General features: G+C 59.3%; 13 protein-coding genes and 1 tRNA gene. 9 read left to right on the forward strand and 5 right to left on the reverse strand.

All coding sequences use genetic code 11. The features are described from left to right. The first annotated feature begins 20 nt into the window (after positions 1 to 20). The 9 genes from tolR (at position 21) to nadA (ending at position 7,220) form a co-directional block, all read left to right on the forward strand. Entirely contained in the window at positions 21 to 473 is a 453-nt protein-coding gene (gene tolR, locus ACV8MC_RS13050) for a protein TolR (protein WP_160767866.1), read from the forward strand. After that, positions 473 to 1,549 (forward strand): cell envelope integrity protein TolA, encoded by a 1,077-nt coding sequence (gene tolA / locus ACV8MC_RS13055; RefSeq protein WP_150741944.1) that lies wholly within the window; start codon positions 473 to 475, stop codon positions 1,547 to 1,549. The genes tolR and tolA overlap by 1 nt, the downstream gene beginning before the upstream one ends. A gap of 17 nt (positions 1,550 to 1,566) precedes the next feature. Next, entirely contained in the window at positions 1,567 to 2,847 is a 1,281-nt protein-coding gene (tolB, locus tag ACV8MC_RS13060; RefSeq protein ID WP_082367955.1) for a Tol-Pal system beta propeller repeat protein TolB, read from the forward strand. Positions 2,848 to 2,899: 52 nt separating this feature from the next. Continuing rightward, complete coding sequence (gene pal, locus ACV8MC_RS13065; protein ID WP_003178634.1) at positions 2,900 to 3,397, forward strand: peptidoglycan-associated lipoprotein Pal; 498 nt, start codon at positions 2,900 to 2,902, stop codon at positions 3,395 to 3,397. A gap of 6 nt (positions 3,398 to 3,403) precedes the next feature. Next, a complete protein-coding gene (ybgF, locus tag ACV8MC_RS13070) occupies positions 3,404 to 4,243 on the forward strand; it encodes a tol-pal system protein YbgF (RefSeq protein WP_024014085.1) in 840 nt (279 codons plus the stop codon). Between the two features lie 167 nt (positions 4,244 to 4,410). Beyond that, entirely contained in the window at positions 4,411 to 5,058 is a 648-nt protein-coding gene (queE, locus tag ACV8MC_RS13075) for a 7-carboxy-7-deazaguanine synthase QueE (protein ID WP_041479789.1), read from the forward strand. Between the two features lies 1 nt (position 5,059). After that, entirely contained in the window at positions 5,060 to 5,752 is a 693-nt protein-coding gene (gene queC, locus ACV8MC_RS13080) for a 7-cyano-7-deazaguanine synthase QueC (RefSeq protein WP_041479788.1), read from the forward strand. 63 nt (positions 5,753 to 5,815) lie between these two features. Continuing rightward, positions 5,816 to 5,891, forward strand: a tRNA-Lys gene (locus ACV8MC_RS13085). A 270-nt stretch (positions 5,892 to 6,161) separates the two neighbouring features. After that, complete coding sequence (nadA, locus tag ACV8MC_RS13090) at positions 6,162 to 7,220, forward strand: quinolinate synthase NadA (RefSeq protein ID WP_016773509.1); 1,059 nt, start codon at positions 6,162 to 6,164, stop codon at positions 7,218 to 7,220. 178 nt (positions 7,221 to 7,398) lie between these two features. On the opposite strand, the gene ACV8MC_RS13095 is transcribed toward nadA, so the two are convergent. The 5 genes from ACV8MC_RS13095 to gcvP all read right to left on the reverse strand — a co-directional run bounded on the left by ACV8MC_RS13095 (position 7,399) and on the right by gcvP (position 14,271). After that, positions 7,399 to 7,887 (reverse strand): RDD family protein, encoded by a 489-nt coding sequence (locus ACV8MC_RS13095; RefSeq protein ID WP_457265506.1) that lies wholly within the window; start codon positions 7,885 to 7,887, stop codon positions 7,399 to 7,401. Between the two features lie 97 nt (positions 7,888 to 7,984). Next, the gene (locus ACV8MC_RS13100; RefSeq protein WP_003227496.1) at positions 7,985 to 8,197 is read right to left on the reverse strand and encodes a cold-shock protein; all 213 of its coding nucleotides are present in this window, start codon (positions 8,195 to 8,197) and stop codon (positions 7,985 to 7,987) included. 403 nt (positions 8,198 to 8,600) lie between these two features. Further along, on the reverse strand, positions 8,601 to 9,725 hold the full coding sequence (gene gcvT, locus ACV8MC_RS13105; RefSeq protein WP_457265508.1) for a glycine cleavage system aminomethyltransferase GcvT: 1,125 nt from the start codon (positions 9,723 to 9,725) through the stop codon (positions 8,601 to 8,603). A gap of 110 nt (positions 9,726 to 9,835) precedes the next feature. After that, on the reverse strand, positions 9,836 to 11,212 hold the full coding sequence (locus ACV8MC_RS13110) for an L-serine ammonia-lyase (RefSeq protein ID WP_457265510.1): 1,377 nt from the start codon (positions 11,210 to 11,212) through the stop codon (positions 9,836 to 9,838). 206 nt (positions 11,213 to 11,418) lie between these two features. Further along, positions 11,419 to 14,271, reverse strand: coding sequence for an aminomethyl-transferring glycine dehydrogenase (gcvP, locus tag ACV8MC_RS13115; protein WP_457265512.1), 2,853 nt, complete (start codon positions 14,269 to 14,271; stop codon positions 11,419 to 11,421). Between the last annotated feature and the right edge of the window lie 9 nt (positions 14,272 to 14,280).

Here is a 14,280-nt window from a genome sequence, read left to right on the forward strand (position 1 = left end):
GGTATTTCCCGATGGCTTTAATCGCTCGAGCTCGCAAAAAGCGCAAGCCGGTCGCCGAGATGAACGTGGTGCCCTACATCGACGTGATGTTGGTGCTGCTGGTCATCTTCATGGTGACCGCGCCGATGCTCAATCAGGGCGTGAAAGTTGATCTGCCCAAGGTTTCCAGCGAAGCCTTGCCGCAGGACAACAACACTCAGGTCCTGACCATTTCGATCAAGGCTGACAAGACCTACTACTGGAACCTTGGCAGCGAAGTCGACACCGAGAAGCAACAGGACAGGGCCATGACCCTGCCACAGATGACGGACGCGGTGACCAAGATCATCCGCGCCGGCACCGAGGGCGGCAAACGCACCCAGGTGTTCATTCGTGGCGACAAGACTGTCGACTACGGCGCCGTCATGGGCGCCATGGGCGGGTTGCAGAAAGCCGGGGTCGGTAACGTTGGTCTGATTACCGAGGCCCCCTGATGCAGCAACAGCGAGAGCCGTCCGCCTCGGAAAGCTACTTCTGGCCTAGTGTTCTGGCAATCGTCCTGCACGTGCTGGTGTTTGGCATGCTGTTCGTCAGTTTTGCCTTCACGCCCGAACTGCCGCCGGCCAAGCCGATCGTCCAGGCGACTCTGTACCAGCTGAAATCGAAAAGTCCGGCGACTACCCAGACCAATCAGAAGATTGCGGGTGAGGCGAAGAAAACTGCCGCGCGCCAGACTGAAGTCGAACAGCTCGAACAGAAAAAGATCGAGCAGGAAGCGGTGAAGGCGGCGGAACAAAAGAAAGAGGAAGCGGCTCAAAAGGCCGAGGAAGCCAAGAAGGCCGACGAGGCGAAGAAAGCGGACGAAGCGAAAAAGGCTGATGAAGCCAAGAAAGCCGACGACGCGAAGAAAGCCGAAGCGAAAAAGGCCGAAGAGAAACAATTGGCTGATATAGCCAAGAAGAAGGCCGAAGACGAGGCGAAAAAGGCTGCTGAAGAAGAGGCCAAGAAAGCCGCTGCTGAAGAAGCCAAGAAGAAGATCGTCGAAGACGCGAAGAAGAAAGCCGCCGAAGACGCCAAGAAGAAAGCTGAAGCTGAAGAGGCGAAGAAGAAAGTCGCCGAAGATGCGAAGAAAAAGGCTGCTGCTGACGCTGCCAAGAAAAAGGCCCAGGACGCAGCTCGTAAATCGGCTGAAGATAAAAAGGCCCAGGCATTGGCTGAGTTGCTTTCGGACAAGACTGATCGGGCAGCGACCAAGGCTGATGAACTCGGCGACAGCGTCGCGGGTGATTTCGATGATCTGATCAGGCTGCGTGTTTCGGAGGGTTGGAATCTTCCGCCTTCGGCACGTAAAGGCATGAAGGTAGAGCTGCGGATCAGTATGTTGCCGGACGGTACCGTAACGGGCGCCGCGGTCACGAAGTCCAGCGGCGATGCTCCTTTTGACGCTTCGGCGGTAGCTGCAGTCAAGAACATCGGGCGGTTGACGGAAATGCAGGGGTTGAGCCCTAGTGATTTTGCTCCGTATCGTTCATTCAAGATGACATTCAATCCTGAGGATTTAGGCTTGTGAGAAATATTCTTCGATCAATGCTGGTCGTTATCTGCTGCCTTGCAGGGATAGCGGTAGCAGACGAAAAGAACATCCTGATCAGCAGTGGCACTGACCGGGCAACTCCGATCGCCGTCGTACCGTTCGGCATGCAGGGCGGTGCCGTGCTACCGGATGACATGGCGGAAATCATCGGTAACGATTTGCGCAACTCGGGCTACTACGCGCCGATCCCCAAGCAAAACATGATCAGCCAGCCAAGCCAGCCGAGCGAAATCATCTTCCGTGACTGGAAGGCATTGGGTGCTCAATACGTGATGGTCGGCAGCATCGCTCCAGCGGGCGGTCGCCTGCAGGTGCAGTGGGCACTGTTCAACGTCGCCACCGAGCAGAAAGTGGCGGACGGCAGTGTTTCCGGTACGACCGACCAGATCCGTGACATGGCGCACTTCATTTCCGATCAGTCGTTCCAGAAGCTGACCGGTATTGACGGTGCCTTCTCGACACGTTTGCTGTACGTAACGGCCGAGCGTTTCTCCGAGAAGAACACGCGCTACACCCTGCAGCGCTCCGACTATGACGGCGCCCGCGCAGTGACTCTGCTGCAATCGCGCGAGCCGATCCTGTCGCCGCGTTTTGCACCGGATGGCAAGCGTATCGCCTACGTGTCGTTCGAGCAGAAGCGTCCGCGTATCTTCATGCAGAACATCGACACCGGTCGCCGTGAGCAGATCACCAACTTCGAGGGCCTCAACGGCGCGCCAGCCTGGTCGCCGGATGGCAATCGCCTGGCGTTCGTGCTGTCGAAAGACGGCAACCCGGACATCTACGTGATGAACCTCGGTTCGCGTCAGATCAGCCGCGTAACCAACGGCCAAGGCATCAATACCGAACCGTTCTGGGGCAAGGATGGCTCGACCATCTATTTCACCTCGGACCGTGGCGGCAAGCCGCAAATCTATAAAACCAGCGTCGGTGGCGGTGGTGCCGAGCGTGTGACGTTCGTGGGCAACTACAACGCCAACCCGAAACTTTCGGCTGATGAAAAGACTTTGGTGATGATTCATCGTCAGGATGGCTTCACCAATTTCAAGGTGGCAGCTCAGGATCTGCAGCGAGGTAGTGTAAAGATCCTCACTGATAGCACTCTGGACGAGTCACCTACTGTTGCGCCCAACGGCACCATGGTAATCTACGCCACCCGCCAACAGGGCCGGGGAGTCTTGATGCTCGTGTCCATTAATGGACGCGTGAGGCTCCCGCTTCCTACCGCTCAAGGCGAAGTCAGAGAACCGTCCTGGTCCCCTTACCTGAAGTGAGCGGGCGCTACACGTTTTACTTAACACACTGGGGTTCATTAGGAGTTTCACGATGGAAATGCTGAAGTTTGGTAAATTTGCTGCGCTGGCTCTGGCCATGGCTGTAGCTGTAGGTTGCTCGTCCAAAGGCGGCGACAACGCCGGTGAAGGCGCTGTTGATCCAAACGCTGGTTACGGCGCAAACACCGGTGCCGTTGACGGTTCCCTGAGCGAAGAAGCTGCTCTGCGCGCAATCACCACCTTCTACTTCGAATACGACAGCTCGGACCTGAAGCCAGAAGCCATGCGCGCTCTGGACGTTCACGCCAAAGACCTGAAAGCAAACGGCGCTCGCGTTGTTCTGGAAGGCAACACCGACGAACGTGGTACTCGTGAGTACAACATGGCACTGGGCGAGCGTCGTGCGAAAGCCGTTCAGCGCTACCTGGTACTGCAAGGTGTTTCCCCAGCTCAGCTGGAACTGGTTTCCTACGGCGAAGAGCGTCCAGTTGCTACCGGCAACGACGAGCAGTCCTGGGCCCAGAACCGTCGCGTCGAACTGCGTAAGTAATTCGATATGCGAACGTGCCGTCGTGCTGTAACTGTTCTGGCTCTCAGCCTCGCGCCGCTTGCGGCGTGGGCTGCGGTTCCTGTGGTCGATGACAACTCCGGTTATAACAATAGCGGGAGCAGTTATCCGCCTGCGGGTTACGGTACGAACGGCGCCTATGCCGGGGGAGCGGCTTCGGCCCCTGCCTCGGCACAAGGCATGCTGTTCAACCAATTGCAACAGATGCAGGATCAGATCTCGCGCCAACAGGGCGTGATCGAAGAACTGCAGAATCAGGTTTCGCGCATGAAGCAGGAATCCCTGGAGCGATACCAGGATCTTGATCGGCGCATAGGATCCGGCGTTGCACCAGCCGCGACTCCCGAGAATTCTTCTGCTGGTGGCGATGCAAGTGCTGCTGCCGGTGCTGCCGCAGGCGCGGGTGCTGCTGCGGCAGCCCAGGCCCCTGCTGCGGGTAGCGAACCGGCTGATCCGGCCAAGGAAAAGCTGTATTACGATGCCGCTTTCGACCTGATCAAAGCCAAGGATTTCGACAAGGCCAGCCAGGCCTTCGCCGCTTTCCTGCGCAAATACCCCAACAGCCAGTACGCGGGCAACGCCCAGTACTGGTTGGGCGAAGTGAACCTGGCCAAGGGTGATCTGCAAGGTGCAGGTCAGGCCTTTGCCAAGGTTTCGCAGCTGTATCCCAAGCACAACAAAGTGCCGGATTCGCTGTACAAGCTGGCTGACGTAGAACGCCGCCTCGGTCATACCGACAAGGTCAAAGGCATTCTGCAGCAGGTGGTGTCCCAATATCCGGGCACTTCCGCCGCGCAGCTGGCCCAGCGTGATTTGCAGCGCATGTAAGCCTGTTCATCCGTGTTTTGAAGAAACCCGCGCTTGTCGCGGGTTTTTTCGTTAGAATTCACGCCCTTTTTCTGAAACACGCTTCTTGTGGTCTACGCGTTGGCGGGATTGCCTGAAGTGCCTGACGGAGGCGGACAGCCTGTTTAGCTGTTACGCCCGTGGCGACTATGCAAGACACATTGAGAATCACCGAAGTTTTCTACTCGTTGCAGGGGGAAACTCGGACTGCCGGGCTGCCCACGGTTTTCGTGCGCCTGACCGGTTGCCCGTTGCGTTGCCAATACTGCGACAGCGCTTATGCGTTCAGCGGCGGCACCGTCCGCACCCTCGACGACATCCTTGAGCAAGTGGCCGGTTATCGTCCGCGTTACGTTTGTGTCACCGGCGGTGAGCCGTTGGCTCAGCCGAACGCCATTCCTTTGCTTGAACGGTTGTGTGATGCCGGTTACGAGGTGTCGCTGGAAACCAGCGGCGCCCTCGACGTGTCCGCCGTCGATCCGCGTGTCAGTCGCGTCGTCGACCTGAAAACGCCGGGCTCGAAAGAAGCCCATCGCAACCGTTACGAGAACATCGAACTGCTGACCCGCAACGATCAGGTGAAGTTTGTCATCTGCTCGCGGGAAGACTATGACTGGGCGGTATCGAAACTGATCCAGTACGGGCTTGATCGACGTGCGGGTGAAGTGCTTTTCTCCCCAAGTCATCATGACCTCAATGCCAGGGATCTGGCGGATTGGGTGGTGGCAGATAACCTGCCAGTGCGGCTGCAACTGCAGTTGCATAAATATCTATGGAATGATGAGCCGGGGCGCTGAGATGATTGAGCAACTGAACACTACCGAAAAACGTGCCGTTATCCTGCTTTCGGGCGGCCTCGACTCGGCCACCGTGGTGGCGATGGCACGCGCCGAAGGCTACGCCTGCTATACCATGAGCTTCGATTACGGCCAGCGCTCCCATGCTGAATTGCATGCCGCCGCCCGCGTTGCTCGCGATCTGGGAGTGGTCGAGCACAAGGTCATTGGCCTGAATCTCAACGGCATGGGCGGCTCGGCGCTGACTGACACCAGCATCGACATTCCGGAAGAGCTGGGCGAAGGCATTCCGGTGACTTATGTGCCGGCACGCAACACCGTGTTTCTGTCGTTGGCGCTGGGTTGGGCCGAAGTGCTCGGCGCGCGCGACATCTTCATCGGCGTCAATGCAGTGGATTATTCCGGCTACCCGGATTGCCGTCCCGAGTTCATCGAGTCGTTCGAGCGCATGGCCAACCTGGCCACCAAAGCGGGCGTGGAAGGCAATGGCTTCCGCATTCAGGCGCCACTGCAAAACCTGAGCAAGGCGCAGATCGTCCAGGCTGGCGTGAAGCTGGGCGTGGATTATGGCCTGACGGTTTCCTGCTATCAGGCAGACGATGACGGCCGCGCCTGCGGCAAATGCGACAGCTGCCGCCTGCGTGCTGAAGGCTTCGCGGCGGCGGGTGTGAGCGATCCAACTCCTTATTTTTGATCTTTTTCAAAAAAGGTGTTGAATAGTCCTTAAAAATCAGTATTATACGCGCCACCACACAGCGGGTCGTTAGCTCAGTTGGTAGAGCAGTTGGCTTTTAACCAATTGGTCGTAGGTTCGAATCCCACACGACCCACCATATTTGGCGGTTTAGAAAATCCGGAAGGCCCACGAAAGTGAGGATTTCCGGGTTTTTTTTTGCCTGCAATTCGGGCGTTCGACGTTTCAGCGCGGGCGGCCTGACACAGGTCAGAATCATCTTTTGTATCAACGGGATATTCTGTAGCCTTGCGCAGCTTCAACGCTGTCCGTGCCTGATGATACTCACTCTCCCGGCGGTACCCTCTAACGGTCCGGAGCCGGGTGTATACTCGACTTTCGCGCGAATGCGCCTGCAGGTCTTGCGAACATGACGCAGATTTCCGAACGCCTTCTGGTTCAAGCCCACCTCGACGCCAAACAGCCCAAACCGCTGACGGCAGAAGAGGAGGCTTATTACCGTTCCGCCATCGCCGCCGAGCTCAAGGCTCAGGACGCGGTGCTGGTTGCCCACTTTTATTGCGATCCGGTGATTCAGGCCCTGGCCGAAGAGACCGGCGGCTGTGTATCCGATTCCCTGGAAATGGCCCGCTTCGGCAATGCCCATCCGGCCAAGACCGTGGTGGTCGCCGGCGTGAAGTTCATGGGCGAGACTGCAAAGATTCTCAACCCGGAAAAACGCGTGCTGATGCCGACCCTGGAGGCGACGTGCTCGCTGGACCTGGGTTGCCCGGTCGATGAGTTCTCGGCGTTCTGCGACCAGCACCCGGAACGCACCGTGGTGGTTTATGCCAATACTTCCGCCGCCGTGAAGGCTCGGGCTGACTGGGTGGTGACTTCGAGCTGTGCACTGGAGATCGTCGAAAGCCTGATGGACAACGGCGAGACGATCATCTGGGGCCCGGACAAGCACTTGGGCACTTATATTCAGCGCAAGACCGGCGCCGACATGCTGCTGTGGGACGGTGCTTGCATCGTCCATGAAGAATTCAAGTCCAAGCAGCTCGAAGACATGAAGGCGCTGTACCCGGACGCGGCGATTCTGGTGCATCCCGAGTCGCCGACTTCGGTGATCGAACTGGCGGACGCCGTCGGTTCCACCAGCCAGTTGATCGCTGCCGCGCAAAGCCTGCCGAACAAGACCCTGATCGTCGCCACCGACCGTGGCATCTTCTACAAGATGCAGCAGCTGTGCCCGGACAAGGTCTTCATCGAAGCGCCTACCGCCGGTAACGGCGCGGCTTGCCGCAGTTGCGCACATTGCCCGTGGATGGCCATGAACACCCTTGAGCGCACGCTCAAGAGCTTGAAGGAAGGCACCAACGAGATCTTTGTCGATCCGGCGCTGATTCCCCAAGCGATCCGCCCATTGAAGCGCATGCTCGACTTCACCCAGGCAGCGCGGATGAAATTGGCGGGTAACGCCTGAGAGAACCCCTTGTATGAGTGAGCCCTGTGGTGAGGGGATTTATCCCCGTTGGGTGGCGAAGCCGCCCTAAATCAAACACCGCGGCATATCAGGGATACCGCGTGGGCTCCTTTACGACTACTACGCAGCCGGACGGGGATAAATCCCCTCACCACAGGCCGACTCTTGAGCATGGAAATTATTTGCTCTTCTTCGGGATCCGCACCACACGCGTATCCGAATAGATGTCGTGCCAGGTGCGTTTCTGCTTGTCGAACAGCGACCAGAAGAACCCCAGCCCGATACACAACCACGACGCGATCGACACCATAAAGCGCAGCAGCGCCTGCCACAGGCTGATCGCTGTGCCGTTGGCGTTCTGCACGCGGATCCCCCACACCTGCATGCCCAGTGTCTGCCCGCCGTGGGTCCAGAACTTGGCGAAGAAGCCGAACAATACCAACAGCAGCACCGTGGAGTAGAGCGGATCACCATCCAGCTGGCCGGCGTCGGTCATCACTCGCAGACGCTCTTCGCCAATGATCGCCGCCTGGATCAACTTATAGATGAATCCGGTGACGATCAGCAGGGCGGCGCACAGCAGGAAGTCGTAGAACATCGCCGCCAGACGACGACCGAGAGCAACGGGAGGAAAGTCCCCTTGCGGCGTGAGCAGGTGTTTCGACATGGCAGCCTCGGGACGCGAATGGAAGCGCCATTTTACGGATAAGCGCGCACAAAAAAGCCCCTGATATCAATATCAGGGGCTTTTTCGTATCAGAAGATCAGGCTTCTGCTTGTACTTCGTCAGCCTGCATGCCTTTCTGGCCTTGCACGGCAACGAAAGTCACTTTCTGGCCTTCTTTCAGGCTCTTGAAGCCGTTGCCCTGAATGGCGCGGAAATGTACGAACAGATCCGGACCGCTTTCTGGAGTGATAAAACCAAAACCTTTCTCGTCGTTAAACCACTTGACGGTACCGCTCTGACGTGTGGACATTTCTTATTTCCTTTGACGCATAAATTGATGACAGCCCCTTTCACATGAAAGAGTACTGGAGCTGGTTGCAAGGAGTAAGAAGACGTCGAGCGGGATGTAGCTAACTTGTAGGCTACTGCCCAGGTCACGATTCCAAGCTGACCCATGCAAACACAGTGGACAAACTCTACGCCAACTACGGGAGAAAAAACAAGCCCTGCGAAGACCCCGGTTTTACTGCTCTTCGGGGCAATTAGTCAGTTCACTAGTGCAGTCTTGGACGATTGTCTGGTTCAGTTCTTTGCAGTCGTTATAAGCAACGTTCATATTCGAAACAGATGATAAAAAACGCACTGTTTTATGGCGATTGCGTTACACATTAGTGCACGCATAACGCAATCGCGTTACTTATAGAAACAGTCGATCAACCGCGATAGTAGCGTTGTGGAACAAATGGCATTTTGCTTACAAGCATTTGCACCTTTTTCCCACGGACGATGGCCCACACAGGTGTATCGAGCGTGACGTAGGCGCTGTCGAGGTAACCCATCGCCAATGGCCCGCCCAAGGTTGGACCAAAGCCGCCGCTGCAGACGCTGCCGATGATCTCGCCGGACTCGTTGACGATCTCTGCGCCTTCACGCACCGGGGTACGCTCCTGTGGCAGCAGGCCGACGCGTTTGCGTGCGACGCCGTTCTGTTGTTGCGCGAAGATCTGCTCGGCGCCCGGGAAACCGCCGGCCCGTGCGCCGTCGGCGCGGCGTGGCTTGGAGATCGCCCAAAGCAGGCTGGCTTCGATCGGCGTGGTTTCGGTGTTCATGTCATGGCCGTACAGGCACAGGCCGGCTTCCAGACGCAGCGAATCACGGGCGCCGAGGCCGATGGCCTGGACCTCTGGTTCGGCGAGCAGGGCGCGGGCGAGTTTCTCCGCTTCAGCGGCCGGTACCGAGATTTCGAAACCGTCTTCACCGGTGTAGCCCGAACGGCTGACAAAACAGTCCACGCCGAGCAACGACACACGGTTGAACTGCATGAAGGTCATCTTCGCCACATCCGGCGCAAGACGCGCCAGCACCGTGACGGCTGCCGGACCTTGCAGGGCGAGCAGGGCGCGCTCTTCGAACAGCGCCGTAATGGTGCACTGATCGCCGATGTGTTTTTGCAGATGCGCGAGATCCTGATCCTTGCACGCGGCGTTGACCACCAGGAACAACTCGTCATTGCCCAGATTGGCAACCATCAGGTCGTCGAGGATGCCGCCGCTTTCGTTGGTGAACATCGCATAACGCTGCATGCCCACCGGCAGGTCGATGATGTCCACCGGCACCAGGGTTTCCAGGGCTTTGGCCGCATTGGCACCGGTCAGACGAATCTGGCCCATGTGCGAGACGTCGAACAGCCCCGCCTGTTCGCGGGTGTGCTGGTGTTCTTTCATCACGCCGAGCGGGTATTGCACGGGCATGTCGTAGCCGGCGAACGGCACCATGCGCGCGCCGAGTTCGAGGTGCAGTGCGTGCAGCGGGGTTTTCGAGAGTTGTTCGGTGGACATGCGTGGCTCCTTTGAATTTGGGTTGCGGGTGAGAGGCAGGATCAAGAGCCCCTCACCCCAGCCCTCTCCCGGAGGGAGAGGGAGCTAGTTACGTTTGGCTGAGTTCGTAATCAGCATTCGATAATGTTGACCGCCAGGCCGCCGCGGGCGGTTTCCTTGTATTTGCTTTTCATGTCGGCGCCGGTCTGGCGCATGGTGCGAATGACTTTGTCGAGGGATACGAAATGCTGGCCGTCGCCACGCATGGCCATGCGCACGGCATTGATGGCTTTCACCGAACCCATCGCATTGCGCTCGATGCACGGGACTTGTACCAGGCCGCCGATCGGGTCGCAGGTCAGGCCGAGGTTGTGTTCCATGCCGATTTCCGCGGCGTTTTCGACTTGTTGCACGCTGCCGCCGAGCACTTCGCACAGAGCGCCGGCCGCCATTGAACAGGCCACACCGACCTCACCCTGACAACCGACTTCGGCGCCGGAGATCGAAGCGTTTTCCTTGTAAAGAATGCCGATTGCGGCAGCGGTCAGCAGAAATCGCACGACACCGTCGTCATTCGCCCCGGGGATAAAACGCATGTAGTAATGCAGCACCGCCGGAATGATCCCCGCCGCGCCATTGGTGGGCGCAGTGACCACGCGTCCGCCGTTGGCGTTTTCTTCGTTGACCGCCAGTGCATAAAGATTGACCCAGTCGAGCACCGACAGCGGATCGCGCAGGGCCGATTCCGGGTTCTTGCACAATTGCCGATGCAGCGCCGCCGCCCGGCGTTTGACCTTCAAACCGCCCGGCAAGATACCTTCGTTACGACAGCCAGCAGCGACGCAGTCCTGCATCACCTGCCAGATTTTCAGCAGGCCGGCACGGGTTTCGGCTTCCGGGCGCCAGGCGCTTTCGTTGGTCAGCATCACCTGACTGATCGACAGCCCGTACGTAGCGCAATGAACGAGCAAGTCCTTGGCGCTTTTGAAGGGGAAGGTCAGTGGCGTTGCATCTTCGACAATGCGATCGGCGCCGGCAGCATCTTCATCGACAACAAAACCACCGCCGACCGAGTAGTACTCGCGGCTGCGGATCTGAATCCCCGCCGCATCGAAGGCGCGAAAGATCATGCCGTTGGGGTGATAGGCCAACGGTTTGCGGATCATTGCCAGATGTTCTTTCTCGTTGAACGCAATGCTGTGTTCGCCGAGCAGGTTCAAGCGGGCGTTGCCGCGAATTTCCTGCAGGCGCGCGGCGACGGTTTCGGTGTCGACTGTGTCCGGGTGCTCGCCTTCAAGGCCGAGCAGCACGGCTTTATCGCTGCCGTGACCTTTGCCGGTAGCACCGAGCGAACCGTACAGCTCGACACGCACGCTGGCGGTGCTGGTCAGCAGGTTTTCACGGCGTAGACCCTCGGCAAAGCGCGCAGCAGCGCGCATCGGGCCGACGGTGTGGGAACTGGAGGGACCGATGCCAATCTTGAACAGGTCGAACACGCTTAACGACATGAGTGGTTCTCCGGTTTCTTGTTATGGGGATTGGCGCAGTTTTTGAGATCGGTGCAGATCCCTTGTGGGAGCGAGCCTGCTCGCGAAAGCGTCGGATCAGCCACCATTTACGTTGACTGAAATGGCGCCTTCGCGAGCAGGCTCGCTCCCACAGGGGGATCTAGGGTATTGCTGAAATCGGGGCCGATATTCAGCCCCTCATTCCATTAAGCGTAGCTTTCGATCGACGGGCAGGCACAGACCAGGTTGCGATCGCCGAAGACGTTGTCGACACGGCCGACCGGCGGCCAGTATTTGCCTTCGATCAGCGACGCGACCGGATAAACGGCTTGCTCGCGGCTGTACGGGTGGGTCCATTCGCCGACCAGTTCCGCTGCGGTGTGCGGGGCGTTTTTCAGTGGGTTGTCTTCCTTGTCCAGGGTGCCGTTTTCCACTGCGCGGATTTCCTCGCGGATGCGGATCATGGCGTCGCAGAAGCGGTCCAGTTCTTCCTTGGATTCGCTTTCGGTCGGCTCGATCATCAATGTGCCGGCGACCGGGAACGACATGGTCGGCGCATGGAAGCCGAAGTCGATCAGGCGCTTGGCGACGTCATCGACGCTGATGCCGCTGCTGTCTTTGAGCGGACGCAGATCGAGGATGCACTCGTGCGCCACCAGGCCGTTGCTGCCGGTGTACAGCACTGGGTAATGCTCTTCGAGGCGACGGGAAATGTAGTTGGCGTTGAGGATCGCCAGTTGCGAAGCGCGCTTCAGACCGGCACCACCCATCATGCGGATGTACATCCAGGTAATCGGCAGAATGCTCGCGCTGCCGAACGGTGCCGCGCAGACCGCGCCTTCCTTGCGTTCCATCTGGCCGTGGCCCGGCAGGAACGGGGTCAGGTGCGATTTGACGCCGATCGGACCGACGCCCGGGCCGCCACCGCCGTGCGGGATGCAGAAAGTTTTGTGCAGGTTCAGGTGCGAAACGTCGCCGCCGAACTTGCCCGGTGCGCAGAGGCCGACCATGGCGTTCATGTTGGCGCCGTCGATGTACACCTGGCCGCCGTTGTCGTGAATGATCGCGCAGATCTCGCGAATGCCTTCTTCGAACACGCCGTGGGTCGACGGGTAGGTGATCATCAGCGCGGCGAGGTGTTCGCGGTGCTCGATGGCTTTGGCGCGCAGGTCTTCAATGTCGACGTTGCCACGGGCATCGCACGCGGTGACGACCACACGCATACCAGCCATTTGCGCGGTGGCCGGGTTGGTGCCGTGGGCCGACGACGGGATCAGGCAGATGTCGCGGCGCTCATCGCCACGGCTCTGGTGGTAGGCGCGGATCGCCAGGAGACCTGCGTATTCGCCTTGCGAACCAGCGTTCGGTTGCAGCGAGATCGAGTCGTAACCGGTGGCGGCGCAGAGCATCGCTTCCAGCTCATCGGTCAGTTGCTGGTAACCGGCGCTTTGTGCGGCCGGGGCGAACGGGTGCAGTGCACCGAATTCGGCCCAGGTCACCGGGATCATTTCACTGGCGGCGTTGAGTTTCATGGTGCACGAGCCCAGCGGGATCATCGTGCGATCCAGCGCCAGGTCTTTGTCCGCCAGTTTGCGCAGGTAGCGCATCAGCTCGGTTTCCGAGTGGTAACGGTTGAACACCGGGTGGCTGAGGATCGGCGACTGGCGCACCAGCGCAGCAGGGATGGTGCTCTGCACCGAGGCGGCCAGCGCAGCGAAGTCCGGCAGGGCCTTGCCGTCAGCGAACAGGCCCCACAGGGTTTCGATATCAGCCTGAGTGGTGGTTTCGTCGACCGACAGGCCCAGACGTTCGGCGTCGATCACACGCAAATTGATCTGCTCAGCATGCGCCTTGTCGTGCAGCGCAGCGGTGTCTGCGCCGGTAGCGATGGTCAGGGTGTCGAAGAAACTGGCTTGTTCAACTTGAGTGCCGAGAGCAGTAAGGCCCTTGGCCAGGATCGCGGTCAGGTGATGCACGCGGTTGGCGATCTGCGTCAGGCCTTTCGGGCCGTGATAGACGGCGTACATGCTGGCAATGTTGGCCAGCAGCACTTGAGCGGTGCAGATGTTCGAGGTGGCCTTTTCGCGGCGGATGTGTTGCTCGCGGGTCTGCATCGCCAGACGCAGGGCCGGCTTGCCGAAACGGTCAACCGAGACACCGACCAGACGGCCGGGCATGTCGCGCTTGAACGCATCTTTGGTGGAGAAGTAAGCGGCGTGCGGGCCACCGAAGCCCAGCGGCACGCCGAAGCGTTGCGCCGAACCGATGGCAACGTCGGCACCGAATTCGCCCGGTGCGGTGAGCAGGGTCAGGGCGAGTAGGTCAGCGGCCACGGCCACCAGAGCGTTGGCGGCGTGGAAGCGCTCGGTCAGTTCGCGGTAGTCGAACACATCACCGTTGCTCGCCGGGTATTGCAGCAGCGCGCCGAAGAACGGCGTGACGTCAGTCAGTTCGCGCTCATCGCCCACGACCACGTCAATACCGAGCGGCTCGGCACGGGTGCGCAGCACGTCGAGGGTCTGTGGATGGCTGTGGATCGAGGCGAAGAACTGGTGGCTGCCCTTGTTCTTGCTCAGGCGTTTGCAGAAGGTCATGGCTTCGGCAGCGGCGGTGGCTTCGTCGAGCAGCGAGGCGTTGGCGATCGGCAGGCCGGTGAGGTCGCTGATCATGGTCTGGAAGTTCAGCAGCGCTTCGAGACGGCCCTGGGAAATTTCTGGCTGGTATGGGGTGTAAGCGGTGTACCAGGCCGGATTTTCCAGCAGGTTGCGCAGGATCGGCGACGGCGTGTGGCAGTTGTAGTAGCCCTGGCCGATGTAGGTCTTGAACAGCTGATTCTTGCCGGCGATGGATTTGATCATCGCCAGGGCGTCGGCCTCGCTGAGGCCGTCGTCCATGCCGAGCACGCTGGTGCCCTTGATGCTTTCCGGGATGACGCTGGCGCTCAGCGCTTCGAGGGAATCGAAGCCGAGGCTGTTGAGCATGGCTTGCTCGTCACCGGCGCGCGGGCCGATGTGACGGGCGATGAATTCGTTGGCGGTGCCGAGATTGATGGCGGTCATGGCGTAATT

The organism is Pseudomonas sp. PK-RTE-24 (assembly GCF_054052265.1).